Origin of the sequence: Proteus sp. G2669 (assembly GCF_009915245.1) — a bacterium.
In the GTDB taxonomy this organism is placed as follows: domain Bacteria; phylum Pseudomonadota; class Gammaproteobacteria; order Enterobacterales; family Enterobacteriaceae; genus Proteus.
Window position 1 is genome coordinate 1 of record NZ_JAABLX010000027.1, and the last position, 22,634, is coordinate 22,634.

General features: G+C 36.4%; 19 protein-coding genes and 1 tRNA gene. 10 read left to right on the plus strand and 10 right to left on the minus strand.

From position 1 onward, the window contains the following. Positions 1-160 precede the first annotated feature (160 nt). Positions 161-1,102: a glyoxylate/hydroxypyruvate reductase GhrA gene (gene ghrA / locus GWI68_RS08440; RefSeq protein WP_166539993.1), complete on the minus strand. Its 942-nt coding sequence runs from the start codon at positions 1,100-1,102 to the stop codon at positions 161-163. Positions 1,103-1,419: 317 nt separating this feature from the next. On the opposite strand from ghrA, the gene GWI68_RS08445 reads away from it, so the two are divergent. Both GWI68_RS08445 and dauA read left to right on the plus strand, forming a co-directional pair. Continuing rightward, a tRNA-Ser gene (locus GWI68_RS08445) sits at positions 1,420-1,507 on the plus strand. A gap of 578 nt (positions 1,508-2,085) precedes the next feature. After that, on the plus strand, positions 2,086-3,786 hold the full coding sequence (dauA, locus tag GWI68_RS08450) for a C4-dicarboxylic acid transporter DauA (protein ID WP_072068232.1): 1,701 nt from the start codon (positions 2,086-2,088) through the stop codon (positions 3,784-3,786). 146 nt (positions 3,787-3,932) lie between these two features. Here the strand turns inward: dauA and GWI68_RS08455 are convergent, their stop codons facing one another. Genes GWI68_RS08455 through hemA form a run of 6 tightly spaced genes read right to left on the minus strand, consistent with a single transcriptional unit; the run spans position 3,933 to position 9,790 of the window. After that, on the minus strand, positions 3,933-4,856 hold the full coding sequence (locus GWI68_RS08455; protein ID WP_166539994.1) for a TIGR01212 family radical SAM protein: 924 nt from the start codon (positions 4,854-4,856) through the stop codon (positions 3,933-3,935). A gap of 7 nt (positions 4,857-4,863) precedes the next feature. Further along, positions 4,864-5,718 carry a 3-deoxy-8-phosphooctulonate synthase gene (gene kdsA / locus GWI68_RS08460; RefSeq protein WP_166539995.1) on the minus strand — a complete coding sequence of 285 codons (855 nt, stop codon included), beginning with the start codon at positions 5,716-5,718 and terminating at the stop codon, positions 4,864-4,866. Positions 5,719-5,775: 57 nt separating this feature from the next. Continuing rightward, positions 5,776-6,585 carry an invasion regulator SirB1 gene (sirB1, locus tag GWI68_RS08465; protein ID WP_166540030.1) on the minus strand — a complete coding sequence of 270 codons (810 nt, stop codon included), beginning with the start codon at positions 6,583-6,585 and terminating at the stop codon, positions 5,776-5,778. Then, on the minus strand, positions 6,569-7,417 hold the full coding sequence (gene prmC, locus GWI68_RS08470) for a peptide chain release factor N(5)-glutamine methyltransferase (protein ID WP_166539996.1): 849 nt from the start codon (positions 7,415-7,417) through the stop codon (positions 6,569-6,571). Before prmC ends, sirB1 begins: the two co-directional genes overlap by 17 nt. Further along, positions 7,417-8,499, minus strand: coding sequence for a peptide chain release factor 1 (prfA, locus tag GWI68_RS08475; protein WP_072064034.1), 1,083 nt, complete (start codon positions 8,497-8,499; stop codon positions 7,417-7,419). The genes prmC and prfA overlap by 1 nt, the downstream gene beginning before the upstream one ends. A gap of 28 nt (positions 8,500-8,527) precedes the next feature. Then, a complete protein-coding gene (gene hemA / locus GWI68_RS08480; RefSeq protein WP_166539997.1) occupies positions 8,528-9,790 on the minus strand; it encodes a glutamyl-tRNA reductase in 1,263 nt (420 codons plus the stop codon). 240 nt (positions 9,791-10,030) lie between these two features. Here hemA and lolB point away from each other — a divergent pair, with 240 nt between their 5' ends. The 3 genes from lolB (at position 10,031) to prs (ending at position 12,576) form a co-directional block, all read left to right on the plus strand. Then, complete coding sequence (lolB, locus tag GWI68_RS08485) at positions 10,031-10,669, plus strand: lipoprotein insertase outer membrane protein LolB (protein ID WP_166539998.1); 639 nt, start codon at positions 10,031-10,033, stop codon at positions 10,667-10,669. Beyond that, positions 10,666-11,541 carry a 4-(cytidine 5'-diphospho)-2-C-methyl-D-erythritol kinase gene (gene ispE / locus GWI68_RS08490; protein ID WP_166539999.1) on the plus strand — a complete coding sequence of 292 codons (876 nt, stop codon included), beginning with the start codon at positions 10,666-10,668 and terminating at the stop codon, positions 11,539-11,541. Before lolB ends, ispE begins: the two co-directional genes overlap by 4 nt. Before the next feature lie 87 nt (positions 11,542-11,628). Beyond that, positions 11,629-12,576 carry a ribose-phosphate diphosphokinase gene (prs, locus tag GWI68_RS08495; protein WP_036912921.1) on the plus strand — a complete coding sequence of 316 codons (948 nt, stop codon included), beginning with the start codon at positions 11,629-11,631 and terminating at the stop codon, positions 12,574-12,576. Positions 12,577-12,820: 244 nt separating this feature from the next. On the opposite strand, the gene ychH is transcribed toward prs, so the two are convergent. Then, positions 12,821-13,099: a stress-induced protein YchH gene (gene ychH / locus GWI68_RS08500; protein WP_072068239.1), complete on the minus strand. Its 279-nt coding sequence runs from the start codon at positions 13,097-13,099 to the stop codon at positions 12,821-12,823. 344 nt (positions 13,100-13,443) lie between these two features. Here ychH and pth point away from each other — a divergent pair, with 344 nt between their 5' ends. Both pth and ychF read left to right on the plus strand, forming a co-directional pair. Next, positions 13,444-14,028, plus strand: a complete 585-nt coding sequence (gene pth, locus GWI68_RS08505; RefSeq protein WP_072068240.1) for an aminoacyl-tRNA hydrolase — start codon at positions 13,444-13,446, stop codon at positions 14,026-14,028. A 184-nt stretch (positions 14,029-14,212) separates the two neighbouring features. After that, positions 14,213-15,304, plus strand: coding sequence for a redox-regulated ATPase YchF (gene ychF / locus GWI68_RS08510; RefSeq protein ID WP_072064039.1), 1,092 nt, complete (start codon positions 14,213-14,215; stop codon positions 15,302-15,304). Positions 15,305-15,532: 228 nt separating this feature from the next. Here the strand turns inward: ychF and GWI68_RS08515 are convergent, their stop codons facing one another. Continuing rightward, a complete protein-coding gene (locus GWI68_RS08515) occupies positions 15,533-15,718 on the minus strand; it encodes a hypothetical protein (RefSeq protein WP_166540000.1) in 186 nt (61 codons plus the stop codon). A gap of 494 nt (positions 15,719-16,212) precedes the next feature. Between GWI68_RS08515 and budA the strand changes: the two genes are divergently transcribed. Both budA and alsS read left to right on the plus strand, forming a co-directional pair. Continuing rightward, positions 16,213-17,040, plus strand: coding sequence for an acetolactate decarboxylase (budA, locus tag GWI68_RS08520; protein WP_166540001.1), 828 nt, complete (start codon positions 16,213-16,215; stop codon positions 17,038-17,040). 68 nt (positions 17,041-17,108) lie between these two features. Further along, positions 17,109-18,788, plus strand: coding sequence for an acetolactate synthase AlsS (alsS, locus tag GWI68_RS08525; RefSeq protein ID WP_166540002.1), 1,680 nt, complete (start codon positions 17,109-17,111; stop codon positions 18,786-18,788). Positions 18,789-18,858: 70 nt separating this feature from the next. Here the strand turns inward: alsS and GWI68_RS08530 are convergent, their stop codons facing one another. Further along, positions 18,859-21,669 (minus strand): SEL1-like repeat protein, encoded by a 2,811-nt coding sequence (locus tag GWI68_RS08530; RefSeq protein WP_166540003.1) that lies wholly within the window; start codon positions 21,667-21,669, stop codon positions 18,859-18,861. Positions 21,670-22,148: 479 nt separating this feature from the next. Here GWI68_RS08530 and GWI68_RS08535 point away from each other — a divergent pair, with 479 nt between their 5' ends. Further along, complete coding sequence (locus GWI68_RS08535; protein ID WP_109407588.1) at positions 22,149-22,577, plus strand: PPC domain-containing DNA-binding protein; 429 nt, start codon at positions 22,149-22,151, stop codon at positions 22,575-22,577. Positions 22,578-22,634: the final 57 nt, after the last annotated feature.

The window sequence follows — 22,634 nt, forward strand, 5'->3', positions numbered from 1 at the left end:
TTGATAATAATTAATATATATCTTTTTTTACAATTAAAATTTTATGGATTTATATAACACACTAAAAATGTAATATTATTTAATAATTAGAGATAAAAATAGGCGATAAATATAAATTTTATCGCCCACTTTCTAAAATCAAAATATAAGAGAAAGAAACTTAATAGCCACTATCCATATCAACCACACCAAAAGGAGTCTCTCCTTTTTCAATTCGTTGAATATTTTCAACTATAGTATCCATTGCAATATTTGGAATGGTAAAGGCCGCGATATGTGGTGTAATAGAAACTCGAGGATGAGTCCAGAATGGATGCATACCTGCTAAAGGCTCTTGAGCAAAAACATCAAGAGTTGCATCAGCAATGTATCCTTGGTCTATCGCTTCTAATAAATCTTGATCAACTAAATGTGCACCACGAGCAAGGTTAATTAAATAGGATGAAGGTTTAAGTTGTTCAAAAAGAGAAAAATTTAAAATACCATGAGTTTCCGGTGTATAAGGTAATAAGTTAATCAGTAAATTACTCTCTTTAAGGAAGTCATTAAGTTGCTCTTTACCATAAAAACTTTCAACATTCTTAATTTGCTTTTCACTACGGCTCCAGCAACGCACTTTAAAACCTAGTTCAGCGAGTTTAGTCGCGACACTCCCGCCTAAAGCACCAGCACCTAAAACACCAATCACAAAATCATCATAAGAGTGAGAAGGAAGCTGTTTCCATAAACGTTGTGATTGTTGGCGTTTATAATCATCCATACGACGAAAATAATACATTACTTTCGCAATCGCATATTCTTGCATTTGAAGCCCCATTCCGGTGTCTTCCAAACGCATAACAGGAACACCTGTTGGTAATGTGCCAGGCTTTTGTTGTTCTTGTTTTAAAATAGCATCAACACCCGCTCCTAATGCAAAAATACCTTTAAGGTGATTGCGACTTGCAAGCATTTCATAAGGAGGAAGCCAAACCATAGCATAATCAGCAGGTTGATTATCGCCTGGTTCCCAAATGCGTATATTGGCATTCGGCAAACGCGCCTTCATACCGTTGATCCATGTCTCTGCGTCAAAAAAAGGATGATAATAAATAATATTCATTGTGCCTTCCTCCAGCATTTTTATCATAGGGTGCGAGGGTTACGTTCTGATTTCAAGTCTCTTTGAATAAGTTGTTAATAAAAATGTTGAGAATGTTAACCAGTTAACGAAAATCTCAATTCTTTTTTCAATACGCTAACCTATTGCGTGAATTGGTTTACTACATAATTTGTCTAGCATTTGTGCATATTGTTTTTTATTTGACTGCTTGATACAAAAGTTAAAAGAAAAATGCATTTAGCTGTTGACGCTTATGCTCCTTTTCCCTATAGTAGCGCCCCGTTGAGAGATGTTAAGTACATATCCAACAACAATACGGTGAGATGTCCGAGAGGCTGAAGGAGCACGCCTGGAAAGTGTGTATACGGCAACGTATCGAGGGTTCGAATCCCTCTCTCACCGCCATATTCTAAGATAGAGCCTAGTTTTTTAATTAGGCTCTATTTTTTTGTAGAAAAAATATCAACTTTCATTCTAGTTATTTTTTCTCGCTTCCATCTATAGCCCATTTAAACTCATTTTTCGATACTATTTCTTTAGTATACAACACCCACTTATTTTATTTTGGCTTAATCGTTTTATTTAATAATTTTTTATCAGTTAACAATCTCTAATAATTAATTTTTAATGATCAAAAATAGCTTATCTAGTTGCTATTTAACTCTATTCGTATTTTTATGACAGAAAACGACTTTTATTATCTCTCTATAAATGACATTTATTCTAAAATAAAACGCTTTTTATAATTTTAAAATAAATTTAAACTTTATTTTCAAGCAAGCAACAGAATAAATACAATAAGATACATTGTATTATCTCTTTACGTTAACTTATTAGTTTAATTGATTTAATTTTCACTAAGCTTTAAGATATACATTAATAATTTGATGTATCACATTATTATCAGCGAATAAAAGCGATATCCTCTCTTTTCCTTATCGCCGTTATTCGGCATCTGACTTCTTATTTTGGTTTAAGCCTAAATGAAAACTCATAAAGTTAACCGGGTTCGCCCCTTTAGTGCATTTATTGATGCATGTGTAAAAGAGCCTTACTCTTTTGCACGTTTATTAAAAGATATTATTGCAGGGATCACCGTCGGAATTATCGCGATACCATTAGCCATGGCACTGGCAATTGGTAGCGGTGTTCCTCCGCAATACGGTCTTTATACCGCAGCTATTGCCGGTATAGTCATTGCTGTTTCTGGTGGCTCTCGCTACAGTGTTTCAGGCCCCACAGCAGCTTTCGTTGTAATACTTTATCCGGTATCTCAGCAATTTGGTTTAAGTGGTTTATTGATTGCCACATTAATGTCTGGCGTTATTTTAGTTGTTATGGGATTAGCCCGCTTTGGTAAACTCATTGAGTATATTCCTGTTTCTGTAACACTGGGATTTACCTCAGGGATTGCTATCACCATTGCGACCATGCAAATAAAAGACTTTTTTGGTCTTGAGATGGCGCATGTACCAGAAACTTATATCGATAAAATTATTGCCTTAGGTTCTGCATTACCTACCATTCACCTTGGTGATACGCTTATCGGCTTAACAACACTGTTTGTTTTAATCTACTGGCCAAAATTAAATTTACGCTTACCAGGGCATTTACCCGCTTTAATCGCGGGTACTGCAGTAATGGGTATTGTGAATATGTTCGGCCATGAAGTTGCAACGATTGGCTCGCAGTTTAGTTATCTACTTCCAGATGGATCAACTGGACAAGGTATTCCACCGATACTGCCTCAGTTTGTTTTACCTTGGAATTTACCAAGCACTGGGGCATCTCTTGAATTAAATTGGAGTACAGTTTCTGCTTTGTTACCGGCGGCTTTTTCAATGGCAATGTTAGGTGCAATCGAATCGTTACTGTGTGCCGTTGTGCTTGATGGCATGACAGGTAAAAAGCACCACTCTAATGGTGAATTACTAGGACAAGGTGTCGGTAATATTGTCGCCCCTTTCTTTGGTGGTATAACAGCAACTGCAGCGATTGCACGTTCAGCAGCTAACGTCCGCGCAGGTGCAACATCACCAGTTTCAGCGATTGTTCACTCATTGTTAGTGTTATTAACTTTACTGGTATTAGCCCCATTTCTTTCATATTTACCTTTAGCCGCAATGTCAGCACTACTGTTAATTGTTGCATGGAATATGAGTGAAGCGCGTAAAGTTATTGATCTCATTCGTCACGCTCCTAAAGATGATATTATTGTCTTAGTATTATGTTTATCACTCACCGTTCTCTTTGATATGGTCATTGCCATTACTATCGGTATTGTATTAGCTTCACTGTTATTTATGCGTCGTATTGCCAATATGACCAAAATAACTGAATCTCCTTATACCGATGATGATAAACAATTATTAGTTGTGCGTGTTAATGGCCCGCTATTCTTTGCAGCTGCTGAGCGTATTTTTAATGAATTACGTGAGCGTAGCAAAGGTTATAAAACCGTTATTATGCAATGGGATGCTGTGCCAGTCTTAGATGCAGGGGGCTTACATGCCTTCCAACATTTCGTAACTGATGTCAAACATGATACTCATGTGATTGTGTGTGATATTCCCTTCCAACCTTTAAAAACGTTGGCAAGAGCAAGGGTCACGCCTATTGAAGGAGAACTTAATTTTTATCCTTCATTACAAAAAGCACTGGATGATTTGGAATTAATTCAGTAGTTATTTAAATTTTTCAGATAAAAAACCAACGCCTTTAATTAATATTAAATAAAGATTAAAGGCGTTTTTTATTATGATTAATTATAAGATTTAATTTGAGAAATTATTAGTTTCAACATTTATTCTTAATATAAGAAATAATTTACTTAATAAGGAATAAACCCATTACCAATCCCACTTCCTTGCACACCTTTTTTTAATAAATCTTGATAAAGCGCATTCATACCCAGCCAGTGATTTTCACACCATTCAGGGGCAAGTAAGGTCGGTTTTCTCGCGCTGGCACAAACGCGGTGATAGATAATTTCACAGGGAGTATGGCGGATCATCTCACCCGCTGTATAAACATATTGTTCTTGCGTCAATGCATTAATACGCCCTGCTTTCCATGCCTTAGCTATCGTACTACCTTCAACAATATGCAAAGGATGTAATTTAAGCCCGTCAGTACCCGTTTCAACCACTCGTTCTAATGTCTGCATATTAAGCAGATGATCTTCTCGTGGTAACCCGACAATAAGGTGCGTACACACTTTTAAACCACGACGACGAGCCTCTCGCGTTGTCGCTTGATAACACTGAAAATCATGCCCACGATTAATGTGTTTCAATGTTTTATCATGAGCTGTTTGTAAACCCAGCTCTAACCACACTTCATAACCTTGATCGCGATAACCTTGCAATAAATCCAATACACTAACAGGAACACAATCTGGCCGAGTTCCTACACATAACCCTACTATATCAGCTTGTAATAGCGCGGTTTCATATAAAGTACGTAAGTATTCTACTTCGGCATAAGTGCTGGTATAAGCTTGGAAATAAGCTAGGTAACGATGTGCTCGGTTAATATTTTTGGCTTGTAACGCTATTTGTTCTTCTATCGAATGATATTGCGTTTGTTCATCAGCAAAAGAAGAGACATTACAGAAAGTACAGCCACCTCGTCCTAATGTGCCATCTCGATTAGGACAGTTGAAACCGCCATGGAGGGTGATTTTATGGATCTTTTCGTGATAACGGCGCTGAAGATCAGCGCCGAACATATTCACTACCGTATGCAGTTGCATAACAATTTTATTTGCTGGTATCTAACTCAGGGAAATTTTTTACTAAGTCATCAATGGCTTTAATTTGCGCTAAGAATGGCTCTAATTTTGCTAATGGTAAAGCAGATGGGCCGTCGCAACGTGCATTATCTGGATCTGGGTGAGCTTCAAGAAATAATCCTGCAAGACCTACCGCCATACCTGCGCGTGCTAATTCAGCGACTTGCGCACGACGGCCACCCGATGCAGCACCAAATGGGTCACGACATTGTAATGAATGCGTTACGTCAAAAATAACAGGTGCGCCCTGAGAAGCTTGCATCATGACATGAAAACCTAACATATCTACAACCAAGTTATCATAGCCAAAGTTACTACCACGATCACATAAAATAACTTGGTCGTTACCGCCTTCTTTAAACTTATCGACGATATTTCCCATTTGGCCTGGGCTAACAAACTGAGGTTTTTTTACGTTAATCACAGCACCTGTTTTTGCCATTGCTTCAACAAGATCGGTTTGACGCGCTAAAAATGCAGGTAACTGAATAACGTCAACGACTTCTGATACAGGTTGAGCTTGCGCTGATTCATGAACATCCGTAATAATTTTGACACCAAAAGTCTCTTTTAACTCTTGGAAAATCTTCATTCCTTCTTCTAAACCTGGACCACGATAAGAGTGGATAGAAGAACGGTTTGCTTTATCAAAAGAAGCTTTGAATACATAAGGAATATTCAGCTTTTGAGTCACAGTGACGTAGTGCTCACAAATACGCATGGCTAAATCGCGCGATTCTAATACATTCATGCCACCAAAAAGCACAAATGGTAGGTCGTTTGCTACCTTGATATCACCAATATTCACCACTTTATGTTGCATATTTATCCCTATACTGTTTGTAATGTACTGTGTTAATCAAGTACGTTGCGTAAACTTTTAATGTAGAACAACTGGATTTTGCTCTATCGAATGAATTTGAATTTTGATCATTTCTGAAATTGGATCTTCGGGACATTGCTCAACAAAATAGTTTAAGTCGGAAATGGCCACATGATGACACTCTAACTGAGCAAAAATCAGTCCACGATCACGTATCTCATAGGGATCTTCAGGATCAAACATTAATACCGTTTCACTGGCTTTTAACGCTTGTTCCATATTCTTTTCTTCCATTAAAGACACTTTCAAGGTATCTAGCAGCTTGCGAATAATGGAGCTGTATTCTGATTCTTCTAAATCGGCCTCTAGTAACACCGAATTATTTCCTACATTCCCTTTTAACCAAACTTCTAAGGTATGTTGTGATAGATATTCGCCATTTATTGGGTTTAAAAATAACGTTTTTTCATTGGGAATATCTATTCTGATGATAAGTTGTGTAGGAAAAATAACAGGAGCTAACGGCAGGTTTAACGCTTGTGCGATATAAATAAGAATCGAACCTAGTGAAACAGGAGAACCCACATGTGTCGCTAATACTTTATCTAACCATAAAGTATCGGAAAGACAATATTTACCACTTGCACCACTAAAGTGCCACTGCTTATAAAACAGTTTTAGTAATGCTTCTATTTGTTCTTTGATGTTTCCTTGCTTAGGAATTTCAGCTTCTGCTTGCTCAACAAGTTGTGCTAGTTGATAACCAACAGAAGTGGTCGGAAAATCAGGTCGAATAGCCTGAGAGATAAGGATCATGCCCTTCACTAAAGGGGCTTTATTAAATTCGTAATCAGCTATGGTTTCTATCATAATTCCAACGACCTACTGTCACTCGCTCATTACCGCCATAATCACGGAAAGTTTCCACACAGCAGTAACCCTTATCAGTAAAAATTTTGCGAACACCCTCACCTTGCTGCCAACCGTGTTCCAGTAATACCCAGCCATTATCAGTTAAAAACTGACGGGCGGTTTCGATGATAATTTCGATATCAGCAAAACCGTTATTACCAGCGACTAACGCGGTTAAAGGTTCAAAACGAACATCCCCCTGATGAATATGCTCATCATTTTCATCTATGTAAGGAGGATTACTAATTATCATACCAAATTGATACCCAGAGAGTGAACTAAACCAGCAACTTTCCATAAATTCTGTGTTGTTTAATGCTAAGCGGGTCGCATTCTCTTGCGCTAACGCCACGGCTTCGGCTTGAAAATCCACACCAATAATATGGCAATCAGGGCGCTCTGATGCCATAGCAAGTGCAATAGCCCCCGTTCCCGTTCCTAAATCAAGAATAGTTGTTGGCACTGTTGGCAGTTTTTCTAACGCTTGTTCAACAAGACATTCGGTATCAGGTCGAGGAATTAATGTTGCAGGTGAGACTTTTAAAGGCAGTGACCAAAATTCTCTTTCGCCTACTAAATAAGCGATAGGTTCACCTTTAATACGTCGAGTAAGTAGTTGCGATAATTGTGTTAATTCATCTTGTGAAAGCAACGTTTCATTAAAAGCCATTAAGTACGTTCGAGCACGTTGTGTTACGTGCCCAAGTAGAATTTCAGCATCACGTTTAGGGCTGTCACTTTCAATTAATTGCAAGGCTGCTTGACGCAGCCATTGTTCATAATTCATTAATTTAACTCAGAAAGTGCAGAAAGTTGGTCCGCTTGATACTCAGTGACAATAGGCTGAATTAGAGGATCTAATTTTCCTTCCATCACTTCATCTAAACGATAAAATGTGAGGTTGATACGGTGATCTGTAACTCGCCCTTGTGGGAAGTTATACGTTCTAATACGGTCAGAACGATCACCAGAGCCTAATAAGTTACGACGTTCAGACGCTTCTGCTTCTTGACGTTTTTGCATTTCAGCAGCACGAATACGCGCACCTAATACAGACATCGCTTTGGCTTTGTTTTTGTGCTGTGAACGCTCATCCTGACATTCCACCACAATACCCGTTGGAATATGCGTGATACGAATTGCAGAATCAGTGGTGTTAACGTGCTGACCACCCGCACCTGACGAACGGAATGTATCAATACGCAAATCGCTTGGACTAATATCAGGTAATTCAGCTTCTGGCACTTCAGCTAATACTGCAACCGTACAAGCCGAGGTATGAATACGACCTTGAGATTCGGTTTCTGGTACACGTTGAACACGGTGACCGCCTGATTCAAATTTCAATACCCCATAAGCGCCATCACCCACTACTTTTGCAATGACTTCTTTATAGCCACCATGCTCACCTTCGTTAGCATTCATGACTTCAATACGCCAGCGACGTGATTCTGCATAACGGCTATACATACGGAATAAATCACCCGCAAATAATGCGGCTTCATCCCCTCCTGTTCCTGCTCGAATTTCAAGGAAACAGTTAAATTCATCATCAGGATCTTTAGGCAATAACAGCACTTGTAACTGTTGCTCTAAATCATCGTTTAGTGCTTGCGCTTCTTTCAGCTCTTCTTGCGCCATCTCTTTCATTTCAGGATCATCAAGCATCATTTCTGCTGCTTCGATGTCGTCTTGCACTTTCCGCCATTGACTAAAACAAGCCGTGACGTCGGTTAATTGAGAGTATTCTTTTGAAAGCGCACGAAAACGCTCCTGAGAGGCAATCACATCGGCTTCTGACAGAAGTGCCTGAATTTCTTCATAACGCTCTTGTAGAGCTTCCAACTTAGCGACAATAGAAGGCTTCATTCGTAGATTAAGATCCTGTTAGACAAAGTTAATTATGGGTAATACCCAAACTTTCACGTAATAGATTCAGGCGTTCAATATCACCATCACTGGCAGCCTGTTGAAGAGATTTCGTTGGTGTGTGAATTAGACGATTCATCAATTGATGTGAGAGTTGCTGAATAACTTTTTCTGCATCTGCTCCATTTTGTATCAATGTGATGGCTTTTTCTGTCATTTCTGCACGTAACATTTCAGCGCTATCTCGATATTCTCGAATCGCACCCACGGCACCTTGCGCTCGTAGCCAATCCATAAATTGTCCACTTTCTTGTTGAACAATATGTTCGGCTTGAATAGCAGCCGCTTGGCGTTGTTCGCGGTTATGTTGAATAATCGCTTCTAAATCATCGACACTATAAAGGTAGACATTATTGAGTTTTTCAACATCTTGCTCAATATCTCGTGGAACCGCAATATCCACCAGCAACATAGGTTGATTGCGACGTTTTTTAAGCGCCCTTTCAACCATCCCTTTACCAATAATAGGCAAAGGACTTGCAGTAGAACTAATAACAATATCAGCTTGTGATAGACATTCATCAATCTCTGATAATGTAATAACATCCGCATCGACTTCATTGGCTAAACGCTGAGCACGCTCTTTAGTTCGGTTAGCAATAATGATTTTTTCAACTTGATGCTCACGAAGATGACGAGCGACTAATTCTATAGTTTCGCCCGCGCCGACCAATAAAATAGTCAAAGAGGATAACGATTCGAAGATTTGACGCGCTAAAGTACAAGCGGCAAAAGCAACAGAAACGGCATTGGCACCGATTTGTGTCTCTGTTCTCACTCTTTTCGCAACTGAAAAAGACTTCTGAAACAAACGTTCCAGCTCTGAAGAGAGCGAGTCATAATTTTGGGAATCGGCAAAGGCTTTTTTAACTTGCCCTAAAATTTGAGGTTCACCTAATACAAGAGAATCTAAACCACTTGCCACTCGCATTAGGTGGCTGACAGCTTGATTATCTTGATGCCAATAAACACTATTTTTCAGCTCACTTGGCTCTATTTGGTGATATTGACATAACCAGCGAATAAGCTGTTCATGGCTATTTTCTTTGTCTTCCATACTTAAATAAAGCTCAGTACGGTTACAAGTGGACAGCACAACACCACCTCTGACAGCAGGTTGCTGTAAAAGGTTATTTAAGGCATCACCCATGGTATCGGGAGAAAAAGAAACTTTCTCACGTAAAGCAACGGGGGCTGTTTTATGATTAATACCTAATGCTAATAACGTCATATCAACTATATCGAGTTATGAATAAATACCGCCTCGCGACTTGACTTAGTGTAAACCTAAAACAGCGCATTTAGTATGGACTCTTCATTTCCGCCATTCTACTTGATGAACAGATTCAATAAAAGAGCTTACTTGAGTGATAGGAGATTTCTATACACAATTTAACGAAATATCGTTATATCATAAGGTTTATGATACTCTTTTTTTTAACTAATAACGAATTAAAGGAATGTCTCAGCTATGCGTTCACGCTTTTTTTCAACCAAACAACTCCTGCGTATCATCCCGCTTACGGCGTTGTTGCTGAGTGCCTGTAATCTAAATCAGATAAAGACACAAGGCTCTGCGTCTGATAACGATGTGCAATGGCAAGCTCGCCAACAAGCATTAAAGAAAATTTCACAATATGAAACTCGAGGTGCTTTTGCTTATATCGAAGATACAAACAAAACCTATGCCCGATTCTATTGGCAAGACAAAGCAGATGAGCGTTATCGCTTATTGCTTACCAATCCTTTAGGCACAACAGAACTCGATTTAAATGTCATGCCAGGTGTCATTGAAGTTACTGACAATAAAGGTAAAAAGTATTATAGCGATAACCCAGCGGAGATGATTTATCAACTTACTGGCATGGTTATTCCACTGAAAAATCTACGTGCTTGGCTTGTTGGTTTACCCGGTGATGCAACTAATTTTGAGTTAGATGCAAATCACTTATTAAAATCTGTCACATTACCCGCCGCCGAAGGTGATTGGCTTGTGACTTACCAAGCTTATGATTCAAGCATTACCCCTAACCTGCCACAACGTCTTGAGTTAAAACAAGGCGAACGCATTATCAAATTAAAAATGGATAACTGGGATATACAGCAATGACACTAAGTTGGCCTTCTCCTGCCAAATTAAACCTTTTTCTCTATATCACAGGGAAACGTTCGGATGGTTATCATAATCTACAAACGTTATTCCAGTTTTTAGATTATGGCGATACATTAACGATTACTCCTCGTGATGATACCCAGTTAACTATCTTAACGCCAATTGATGGCGTAGAAGATAAAGATAATTTAATTATTAAAGCTGCTAAACTACTGCGTGATTATTGCCAACAACATCATATTCCTTTGAAGTATCACGGTGCAGATATCAGTATTGATAAAAAACTTCCTATGGGAGGTGGCTTAGGTGGAGGTTCATCTAACGCCGCAACCACATTAATTGCACTTAATTACCACTGGCAAGCGGGTTTAAGTGATGAAACATTAGCCGAATTAGGGGTAAATTTAGGGGCTGATGTTCCTGTTTTTGTAAAAGGTCATGCTGCGTTTGCCGAAGGCGTTGGTGAAATTTTGACCCCAGCGGAGCCAAAAGAGCAATGGTATTTGGTCGCACACCCCGGAATTTCCATTCCAACCCCGACAATCTTCACAGATCCAGAATTAAAACGTAATTCTCCTATTCGCTCTCTTGGCGCATTATTAAAGGCTCCGTTCGAAAATGACTGTGAAATGATCGCAAGAAAACGTTTTCGTGAGGTTGAATATCTGCTTTCGTGGCTGTTAGAATATGCACCGTCACGCTTAACTGGGACAGGTGCCTGTGTGTTCGGTGAGTTCGGATCACAAGTTGCCGCTAGTGAAGTGTTAATTAACGCCCCTGAGTGGGTGCATGGGTTTGTAGCGCAAGGCGTCAACATTTCTCCTCTGCATTTATTCCGCTCAAGGATACCTGTGTTATTGCACCCGTAAGATGATGTTTACAAACCCTATGTTCATAAACACGTTCTTTACAGGTCAACAATATCTCTCTCTGGACGCAAGCCTGAGGTTTTTCTCGTGCCCGATATGAAGCTTTTTGCTGGTAACGCAACCCCGGAACTGGCTCAACGTGTTGCCAACCGACTCTACACTAGCCTAGGAGACGCGGCTGTAGGTCGTTTTAGCGACGGTGAAGTCAGTGTGCAAATCAACGAAAACGTACGTGGTGGTGATGTATTTATCATTCAATCAACCTGTGCACCTACTAATGATAATTTAATGGAATTAGTGGTCATGGTTGACGCATTACGTCGAGCTTCCGCTGGTCGTATCACTGCTGTTATTCCTTACTTCGGTTATGCCCGTCAGGATCGCCGTGTTCGTTCAGCCCGTGTTCCTATTACGGCAAAAGTTGTTGCGGATTTCTTATCTAGTGTAGGCGTAGACCGTGTTTTAACCTGTGACTTACACGCAGAACAAATCCAAGGGTTCTTTGATGTACCGGTTGACAATGTCTTCGGCAGCCCAATTCTTTTAGAAGATATGCTTCAAAAAGATTTGGACAACCCTATTGTTGTTTCTCCAGATATTGGCGGTGTTGTTCGCGCTCGTGCTATCGCTAAACTGCTAAACGACACTGATATGGCTATCATTGATAAACGTCGCCCTCGTGCTAACGTTTCTCAAGTTATGCATATTATCGGTGATGTTGCTAACCGCGACTGTATCCTTGTTGACGATATGATCGACACAGGTGGTACATTGTGTAAAGCAGCTGAAGCGTTGAAAGAACGTGGTGCTAAACGCGTATTTGCTTACGCAACTCACCCAATCTTTTCTGGTAATGCTGTTGAGAACATCAAAAGCTCTGTTATTGATGAAGTGGTTGTCTGCGATACAATTCCATTGTCAGCAGAAATCAAAGCATTAAATAAAGTCCGTTCATTGACTCTTTCAGGCATGCTGGCAGAAGCAATTCGCCGTATTAGCAATGAAGAGTCAATCTCTGCGATGTTTGAACATTAATTTGTTATAACATTCATTGCAATTTGAGATAACTAAACCCGCTATAGCGTTTGTTATAGCGGGTTTTTTGTTAATGTTTTCCAAAAACAAGGTAGTTTAGGCAATAAAAAAACCCGCCATAATATCAACGGGTCTATTGGTGTGTATTACATTCATAATGATAGCGGTTATTCACTTAATACCAGTTTATCTTAAACTTAGTTATTATTTTTTATCTATTCTGATATTAATTGCATTAACAATATTATGGATAACGGTGATTATCATGGCGACGATAACGCTCATCATGATTACGTAACCACCAATATCTTTCTGCTATTGTTTCTCTACCACCGATACGGGCACCAGCTAGCCAAACCAGAGCACCAATAAAAATCCCCATTAAAGAGATATCTGCTAAAAATTCAGGCAATCCTAATGGGAATATATGACTAAGAAGCGTATAACCAAGACTACCGAGCATCACGACCATCCCCGTAGCCATACATAAATTACCAACTGCAAATGCATGTTTATATTTCATGTTGCACCTCCAAGCGCGTCGTCAGACGATTCAACAACAAAATACATCGAATAACTTTTATTCATTGTGGTTATTATAGCCATAAATCCTAAAAAGGTATTGTCGAAGCGATCACATCGTTCTGATATTTATTGACAAATCTTCACAAAAAATGTGTTTTTTTCTTTTCAATGTAGAAAATAACACTGTTTTTATCGTTTTCGCTCTTTTTGTTAAATTAAAATAAGGGTATTTCCTTGCCCCTGCATTTCTAAAAAACATTCTATGCAATCTATTTTGTGCTTCTGTGCTTAGACAGGTAAACTATGGGCTTTCTTTTAAGACGATAACAGTGAAAGGCTATTGTGAGTAAAATTAAACTTATCGTCGGGTTAGCAAACCCCGGTGCAGATTATGCCCAGACTCGCCATAATGCGGGTGCTTGGTATGTGGATTTATTGGCTCAACGTCATCAGCAATCTCTAAAAGAAGAGAGCAAATTCTTTGGTTACACCGCACGCATTAATTTAAACGGTAATGATGTTCGCTTATTGGTTCCGACCACTTTTATGAATTTAAGTGGTAAAGCGGTACAAGCAATGGCGAACTTTTATCGCATTGAACTTGATGAAATTTTAGTTGCACATGATGAACTCGATTTACCGCCCGGTGTTGTCAAAATGAAATTAGGTGGTGGTAATGGTGGCCATAACGGATTAAAAGATATTCAAAGTAAATTTAGCAATAATCCAAATTTCTATCGTTTACGCATTGGTATTGGTCACCCTGGTGATAAAAATAAAGTTGTTGGCTTTGTATTAGGCAAACCACCAATGAGTGAACAAAAATTAATTGATGACGCTATCGATGAAGCCCTTTCGTGCACAGATATTTTAATGCGTGATGGTTATGAGAAAGCAATAAATCGCTTACATAGTTTTAAAGCATAATCATTGCATTGATAAATTAAGTAATTTCAATATTCAGAGGGTAAAATGCCCTCTTCTTTTGTGCGATTAATTCCTGATGATTTAATCAAACAGGGATTTGCTCTATAATAGCGCCAAATTTTTTTTAACAGCACACAACAGGAATACTCCCTCCTGTTGTTTTTATGTGACAAGGTGAACGTTTATGGGATTTAAATGTGGTATCGTCGGTCTGCCTAACGTAGGGAAATCTACACTGTTTAATGCCTTAACTAAGGCAGGTATTGAGGCAGCCAACTTCCCATTCTGTACTATCGAACCAAACACAGGTGTTGTTCCAATGCCTGATCCTCGCTTAGATAAACTGGCTGAAATTGTTAAGCCACAGCGTATTTTACCGACAACAATGGAATTTGTTGATATTGCAGGCTTAGTAAAAGGCGCATCTAAAGGTGAAGGTTTAGGTAACCAATTCCTAACGAATATCCGTGAAACTGAAGCGATTGGTCATGTAGTTCGTTGTTTTGAAAATGACAATATCATTCATGTTGCGGGTAAAGTTGATCCTGCTGAAGATATCGAAACTATTAATACTGAATTAGCGCTTTCTGACTTAGATACCTGTGAACGTGCAATGCACCGTAATCAGAAAAAAGCAAAAGGTGGCGATAAAATTGCTAAAGCAGAAATGGAAGTGTTAGAAAAATGCTTACCGCATTTAGAAAATGCTGGCATGTTACGTGCTTTAGATTTAACGGAAGAAGAAAAAGCAACAATTCGTTATTTAAGCTTCTTAACGTTAAAACCAACAATGTATATTGCAAACGTTAATGAAGATGGTTTTGAAAACAACCCATATCTTGAAACTGTTCGCAAAATCGCAGAAGCAGAAGGCTCTGTGGTTGTTCCTGTTTGTGCCGCTATCGAAGCAGATATTGCTGAGTTAGAAGATGCAGAACGCGAAGAATTTATGCAAGATTTAGGCATTGAAGAGCCTGGCTTAAACCGTGTTATTCGCGCGGGTTACTCATTATTGAACTTACAAACTTACTTCACTGCTGGCGTTAAAGAAGTACGTGCATGGACAATCCCTGTAGGTGCAACAGCGCCACAAGCCGCAGGTAAAATCCACACTGACTTTGAAAAAGGTTTTATCCGTGCTCAAACTATCGCTTATAACGATTTTATCACTTACGGTGGTGAACAAGGCGCTAAAGAAGCTGGTAAAATGCGTGCAGAAGGTAAAGAATATATCGTTCAAGACGGCGATGTAATGAACTTCTTATTTAACGTGTAAGTTCTTCTATCTTTCATAATGCCAAACCACGTAAATTGAGAAAAACTCAAATACGTGGTTTTTTATTAATTACCTATGAACAAGATAAAATATATTTTTTATTTTTCAAAAAAACACTTATTCTTATTACTTTATCCAATGTAAAGGTATTATTTTACGATAAACCTGTTCAAAATATTTATTTGCGTATTTTTTTATTTTAGATAAAAACAATTTAAGTTCATTATTTTACGAAGATAAATTAGACAGTGTATTTTCCCATATTGTAAACTTTCGCCCCATTAGCTCTGGATTTAATTCATTTGCTTTATTCATCAATGTACAAGCATATTTCAATGGCATTTGATAGTAATCATTATCAATATTGAACATATATTTATCTACGTAGTTGATAATTAAGATAGCAATGCTCATTATTAAGTGAGATTTTCTTTTCTCTATCGTCTGGAATTACTAATATCTGCTCAAATATCGTTGATAAATTTTTATATTTATCTATACCAACTAATTTATCCTTAGCTGTAATAGGTACATCTACCCACGCTGACTGGAATAAATTTTGATACATACCAAGATTAATTGATGATAAAAAACCATCTATTTTAATTTTATTAATTGATGTATTACGATTATTTCTAAATTAAATATTAATTATTTACATTTTAATAAAGTAATCACTAATAATACATCCCCCTTCTCAAGAATAAAATAAAACATCAAATTATTTTAATCACTAAATCTTATTAATTAAATAAAAAACAATTATCTGTATTTAATTTATAAATACACAACTATCACGCACTATTCAATAACAATTAAAACATTTGAAATACTTATTAATTGGAGTAATACTTAATTTGATGCTCGATTAATGATCGATACTTATTAAATAAAGGAATAGTTTTACCATGAATACTAATTTTCAACCTAACATGCGAGATAATAGTGATATAAAACACAATAAAAATCATCATTGCCAATGTGGACAAGAAATAATAACTAACTTAAATAATTATATTACTAAACATCCCGAATGTACTATTTATCAAAATTCATTAATGAGTAGTTTAATTGCGGGTATATATGATAGTGATGTCACTATTGCTGATTTATTAAAGCATGGTGATTTTGGTTTAGGAACTTTTGAACAACTTGATGGCGAGCTAGTTGCATTCAACAATAATGTTTTTCAATTACGCTCTGATGGTAGCGCACGTAAGGCATTAAATTCTCAAAAATCTCCTTTTGCTGTAATGACATTTTTCAATTGTGATATTGAACATCACTTTTCTTATGGTGCATCGCAAAAAGAAATACACAATGTAATTAATCAGTATGTTCCTTCCGACAATCTATTTTGTGCGATCAGAATTGAAGGCGAATTTGAATTAGTTAAAACACGCACAGTTCCTCGTCAAGAACCTCCCTACCGCCCAATGTTAGAAGCTATCGAAAATCAGCCTATTTTCACTTTTCACAATGAAACAGGAACTATTGCAGGTTTTCGATCACCACAATTTACCCAAGGCATAAATGTTGCAGGATTTCATGAACATTATATTAATCAACAACGCCAAGGTGGTGGACATGTTCTTGATTACTACTTAAAAAAAGGCACATTACAAATCGGCATCATTTCTCGCCTTACCATTGATTTACCCAGCCAGTCAGCTTTCCTACAAGCTAACTTAATGCCAGATAATCTTCATCAAGCAATAGAACAAGCCGAAAATTAATTCAAAAGACCGCTTCACTTTATTCTAAATCCAATTTTTTATTCACTTGCAAAATTAAAGAAGGTTATATGAATACTCCTCATTGGAAATGTGGTGCAGATTTAGTTGTCAAACAATTAGAACAACATGGCATTAAACAAGTATTTGGTATTCCGGGTGCAAAAATTGATCGTGTATTTGATTCTCTTGTTGATTCCAGAATTAAAACAGTAGTTGTTCGCCATGAAGCTAATGCCGCATTTATGGCTGCCGCGGTTGGTCGTTTAACGGGTAAAGCGGGAGTGGCTATCGCAACATCAGGTCCGGGATGCTCTAATCTTGCGACAGGCATTGCAACAGCAACATCTGAAGGTGATCCATTAGTTGCGTTGGGAGGATCAGTAAAATCCTCTGATAGATTAAAACTGGTTCATCAAAGCATGGATACCGTGACCATGTTTAATCCTATTACTAAATTTTGCGCAGAAATTGATTCCTCAAAATCAATTTCCGAAACTATGGCTAATGCCTTTCGCCATGCAGAATCAGGAAGACCAGGCTCCGCTTTTTTAACTTTTCCAATGGATATTTTAAATAATGAAGTTAATAGCCCAATATTAATTCCCAAATCAAAATCCAATATTGGTAGTGCAAATAATGATGCCATCCAAGAAGCCGTTAAATTACTGCTGAATGCAAAAAATCCCGTTATTTTATTAGGGCTACAAGCTAGTTACCCTGAAAATGCATTAGCATTACAAAAGCTACTTGATATTTGCCCGCTACCGATTGTTGGCACTTATCAGTCGGCTGGTGCGATTGCTCAACGCCATTTTTCTTTATTTGCTGGTCGTATTGGTTTATTTAATAATCAACCGGGTGATGAGTTATTATCTCACGCTGATTTAGTAATTACTCTAGGTTATAGCCCTATCGAATATGAGCCGTCATTATGGAATCACAATAATGCCAATATTATTCATATAGACGAGATCCCCGCTGAAATTGATTTAGCTTACTGCCCTGATTTAGAATTAACAGGTAATATCAAATTAACAATTAATAATTTAACTCACTATTTTACTAAGCAATCTACATCTCAAATTACACTCTCAAATAATACTCGTCAGATTTTAGAGAAAATTCGTCACCAAAGAGAAATTCTGCAACAAAATAGTTATTTTCGACATGGTTCTCCTATTCACCCTTTAACCATCATCCATGAGATGCAAAATATTATTGATAGCGATGTAACACTCTGCATTGATATGGGAAGTTTTCATATATGGCTCGCTCGTTATCTTTATAGTTTTAGAGCAAGACAAATGCTAATTTCTAATGGGCAACAAACAATGGGTGTTGCATTACCTTGGGGGATTGGCGCTTCTTTTGTTCGACCTTCTGATAAAATTATCTCTATTTCTGGCGATGGGGGTTTTATGCAATCGTCTATGGAGCTAGAAACCGCAGTTCGGTTAAATACTAATATCTTGCATATTATCTGGGTGGACAATGCTTATAATATGGTCGAAATGCAAGAACAAGAAAAATATGGCCGTTATTCTGGTGTAAAATTTGGAGCTATTGATTTTAAACGTTACGCTGAGTCCTTTGGCGCTAAAGGGTTTTCTGTTGAATGTGCTTCTCAATTACGTTCCGTTTTACATGAAGCAATAGCTGTTGATGGCCCCGCGGTACTTGCTATTCCTGTCGATTATCGAGATAACGCTAAACTAATGGAACATATTGATTATAATTTGATTATTTAGTGTATTCTACACTCATCATATAAAAGCCCTCAATAGTATAAAACACTACTGAGGACTTTATAATATGGTACTACTGTTTATTTTGATTTAAATACTCAGCGACACGAGTTTCAATATTTTTACGCTCACTCTCTGATAAAGAATAGAATATAGCAATATTATTGACATCTACATTCAGTAATAAACCGTAATAATAAGCATTTTTCACATCACCTTTAAACAGAAATGCTTCATAGAGTTTTGAGAAAGAAGGCTCTGCAAAACTCATTTTTCCTAATCGAGTATGCATATCTGTCATATAGTCATTATTATTTTTCAGCGCAGAAATATACATATTTACTGCAGGATTTTGATTTACGCTCTCCATTCCATTGGAGTATATTTTATTTAGTTCAGTGTATATATGACTATCTATACCGAATGGATAATCTAAAGATAATTGATACCATTCAATGGCTTTATCTAAGTTTTTCTCAACTAAACAAGGCGCTTCTAAATAATAGTTGCCAATTATTCTAGCGCTATTATAGGTAAACTCGTTACTATAAGGTTTTTCTGTTTCTATCCACTCTTTAAAATAGTTCGCTGCTTTATTGATATTATCTTTATTTTTACAAATATTTTCCACATAGTAATTATAAAGATATTGGCTCGCTTTTTTGTTTCCTAAATTATACGATCCCTCTGCATAAATAAAACTTTTATCAATATCTTCACTAGAATAATACTTTGCTAATAACAATAAATTTTCTTGACTCTTATCTTCATGAATTAAAGAATTATATTTTTGTTGCACATATTCAAAATTACTTTTCTCTATAGAATATAATTCCAAATCAGTACTATTTAAAGGGACAGTGATGTGACTTTCATATTCTTTTGCTTTTTCAGAGTCTTTCTCAACTCCATCCTTTCCATATTTATAAATTAATGATAAGTCTTTCAAGCAAATATTATTACCCAAATCAGCACATTTATTACGCCAGAAAGAGCGTTCTTCCTTGGTGATATTTGTTAATCTATCAAAATTATAGTCATAAAAAATTCCATCTTGCATTAATTCATCATGATATATCCTTGTGACAATAAAATTCATTGCATCAACATACCCAGAATCAGCGAGTTTTATAATTTCTTGATAATATTCAATCAGTTTAGCCTCATCTATATTTTCAGAGTAAGATTCATGCTCAATATTCTTTATTATATATTTAAAATGGATTTCTTTATTTTCACTTAATAAAGATCTAATAATTAATTTAATCGAATCATCAAATAAAGATCTCTCTATAAAAAAATCACTAACCTCAGTATAATTAATTCCATATTTAAATAAAATATCATATACCTCCCGTCTTTTGGATGAACTTATTTTGCTATAAGTCGAATCACATTGTAGCCCTTTAACAAGGTTAGTTAAAATATCCTCATTCATTATTTTTTTATATTTCGTCATCGCAACCAATTGAAAAACATAACTACTGCAACCGTTACCTCTTCCTTGTTCATATAATGAAAAAGCATATTCATCATTATTAAAGGCATCTTGCTCCAAAAGAATGTCGGCATAATAATGGGCTAAGCGATAATCTATATCATAGGTGTTATCTCTATTAACACTATCTTTTAACATCTCAATAATATTTTCTTTTTCTATATATTCTGAAATATCAAAATGAAAATAAAGGCTGATAATTAAATATCTACTTTCTTTCAAAAATTGATCATTAGTAATAGTTTCCTTTAATAAATCAACTGCTTTTTTTAAATCTTTTTTTACACCAATACCATAAGCATATTTTTCAGCCAGATAAAATTTAACCTCAGCTGATGGCTGTATATCATAAGCTTTAAGCATTAATTCAAAAGCTTTTTTGGGATTATAAAATTCACTTTCCACATGCGAGTAAACTTTAGCAGCAGTGATAGTTGCTTGATAAGAATTAGGATATTTTTCTAATAATTTGATCACATATTTTTCAGGCGATTCAATAGAAGATTGTGTTCGTTCGCTATAGCCAATTAATAAACTTTCTATTTTCTTAATTAACCCATCATGATGATCTAAATCCGCTGATAGCTGTAAATAAACCTCAGCTGATCTTGTATCACTCTTCAAATTCTTAACTTCTTTATCACCGTTATACACTTGATAGAGAAAATAAACTGCATCAGGGTAATTAGCATTTGCTGAGTCTATAAGGAGACGAACATCCTGTGTAATTAATGTATATTTTAAGTACATAAACTTGGGATCTTTACTCTCAATAAAAGGATCTAAATAACCCTCTGTTTTGATAGATCTTTTTGATGAATTTGCATTATTTAAATATTGATATATTGCTTCTTTATTACCACCTTCAGCTAATTTTTCTAACTCTCTAAGTGTTGCTCTTTTTTCAAACCATGTTTGTTCACCATAAATTGGTAATAATCTACTTTCTAATTTTCCCGATTGGCTAGATTCAATTTCATTTAAAAATATTTTCGCCTCAGAAGAGCCTAAATCCACTGCCTTTGATAGAGAAGAAAAACCATGAATATCTTCAGGAGTACTCTCGATTAATTCATGATAGCGTAAATATCCTAAATTATAGAGAGCATCCCTATTTTCTAAATTTGCTGATTTAATTAACCACTTTCGAGCAATAAGGCGATCTTCTGGTACTGCAATTCCTTCCCAATACATGACAGACAAGCTAAAAGCGGCTTGAGAGTCATTTTCTGCATGTCGTGTAAAATAGTCTAAAGCTTCCTTATACTCCCCTTTTTGATAATAATTATATCCTTCTTGTAAAGGTGAATTTTCATTTCCTTTAAAATAAAAAAACAACCCCGCCATTAATAATATTATAAATATAGTTTTTATTTTTATCGACATAATCATCCTTTAATGTGTATATCTTTTAAAATCGCATGTAGTCAGTTCTAAATGAAGTTAATTTAACCTTTCTATCAGAAGTTAGATATCATCTAATTTTATAAAACTTACTAATCATTTATATTATCATTAATATTCTTTTATTTTTACTTTGCATGTAATTTAATTTACATTAAACAAAGTCAGCTTTAATTAATAAGTATCAATGAGAAATTAACATGTCATTAACTCGTTCTTTTGTTCTCATTTAATATTTACAAAGATAAATTTATCATTAGGCGATTTTTTACATTGTTAACACTTTTTTGTTTAAAAATCATTTACTGTCTATTCCCTATCTACTCTTTTCCATGAATAATAATAAAAATTACTTTGATACTTCGCTGATACTGATTAATGTCAACTTTCACTTATCAAATTGACTATTTTGATAGATGATATCGTTCCCCTGTTATATTGATATTTAGGACAAAACGCCCATGTCTCACACCTCATTATTTTCTTCTCATGCCCGATTTATTGCACTTCGCCTTCTCCCTAACGAGGATGTGATTATGGCATTACGACAGATTATAAAAGAACAAAACCTAAAATCAGCATTTATTGCAGGTTGTGTGGGAAGTTTAACAGATGTGGTATTACGCTTTGCAGGACGCGAAGAAAATCGCTATCTTACAGGTAAATTTGAGATTGTTTCATTAATTGGAACATTAGATAGTCAAGGTGAACATTTGCATTTAGCAATCTCAGATGAAAATGGATTAATGTGTGGTGGACATATGATGCCAGGTTGTACAGTGCGCACGACGCTAGAGCTCGTTATTGGTGAGTTAGAGCAAGTGACTTTTAGCCGTCAGCCTTGTGAACACTCTGGTTATGAGGAGTTGGTCATCACACCGCGTAAATAGCTTTTTTATAAAAAATAGCTATGTATGCAAAACAATAAAACCAATAGTCACTATCCT

Excerpts from the sequence above, each read along its gene's own strand:
- ghrA (WP_166539993.1), bottom strand. The coding sequence starts at position 1,102 with ATGAATATTATTTATTATCATCCTTTTTTTGACGCAGAGACATGGATC.
- dauA (WP_072068232.1), top strand. The coding sequence starts at position 2,086 with ATGAAAACTCATAAAGTTAACCGGGTTCGCCCCTTTAGTGCATTTATT.
- GWI68_RS08455 (WP_166539994.1), bottom strand. The coding sequence starts at position 4,856 with ATGCAACTGCATACGGTAGTGAATATGTTCGGCGCTGATCTTCAGCGC.
- kdsA (WP_166539995.1), bottom strand. The coding sequence starts at position 5,718 with ATGCAACATAAAGTGGTGAATATTGGTGATATCAAGGTAGCAAACGAC.
- prmC (WP_166539996.1), bottom strand. The coding sequence starts at position 7,417 with ATGAATTATGAACAATGGCTGCGTCAAGCAGCCTTGCAATTAATTGAA.
- prfA (WP_072064034.1), bottom strand. The coding sequence starts at position 8,499 with ATGAAGCCTTCTATTGTCGCTAAGTTGGAAGCTCTACAAGAGCGTTAT.
- hemA (WP_166539997.1), bottom strand. The coding sequence starts at position 9,790 with ATGACGTTATTAGCATTAGGTATTAATCATAAAACAGCCCCCGTTGCT.
- lolB (WP_166539998.1), top strand. The coding sequence starts at position 10,031 with ATGCGTTCACGCTTTTTTTCAACCAAACAACTCCTGCGTATCATCCCG.
- ispE (WP_166539999.1), top strand. The coding sequence starts at position 10,666 with ATGACACTAAGTTGGCCTTCTCCTGCCAAATTAAACCTTTTTCTCTAT.
- ychH (WP_072068239.1), bottom strand. The coding sequence starts at position 13,099 with ATGAAATATAAACATGCATTTGCAGTTGGTAATTTATGTATGGCTACG.
- ychF (WP_072064039.1), top strand. The coding sequence starts at position 14,213 with ATGGGATTTAAATGTGGTATCGTCGGTCTGCCTAACGTAGGGAAATCT.
- GWI68_RS08515 (WP_166540000.1), bottom strand. The coding sequence starts at position 15,718 with ATGAGCATTGCTATCTTAATTATCAACTACGTAGATAAATATATGTTC.
- budA (WP_166540001.1), top strand. The coding sequence starts at position 16,213 with ATGAATACTAATTTTCAACCTAACATGCGAGATAATAGTGATATAAAA.
- alsS (WP_166540002.1), top strand. The coding sequence starts at position 17,109 with ATGAATACTCCTCATTGGAAATGTGGTGCAGATTTAGTTGTCAAACAA.
- GWI68_RS08530 (WP_166540003.1), bottom strand. The coding sequence starts at position 21,669 with ATGTCGATAAAAATAAAAACTATATTTATAATATTATTAATGGCGGGG.
- GWI68_RS08535 (WP_109407588.1), top strand. The coding sequence starts at position 22,149 with ATGTCTCACACCTCATTATTTTCTTCTCATGCCCGATTTATTGCACTT.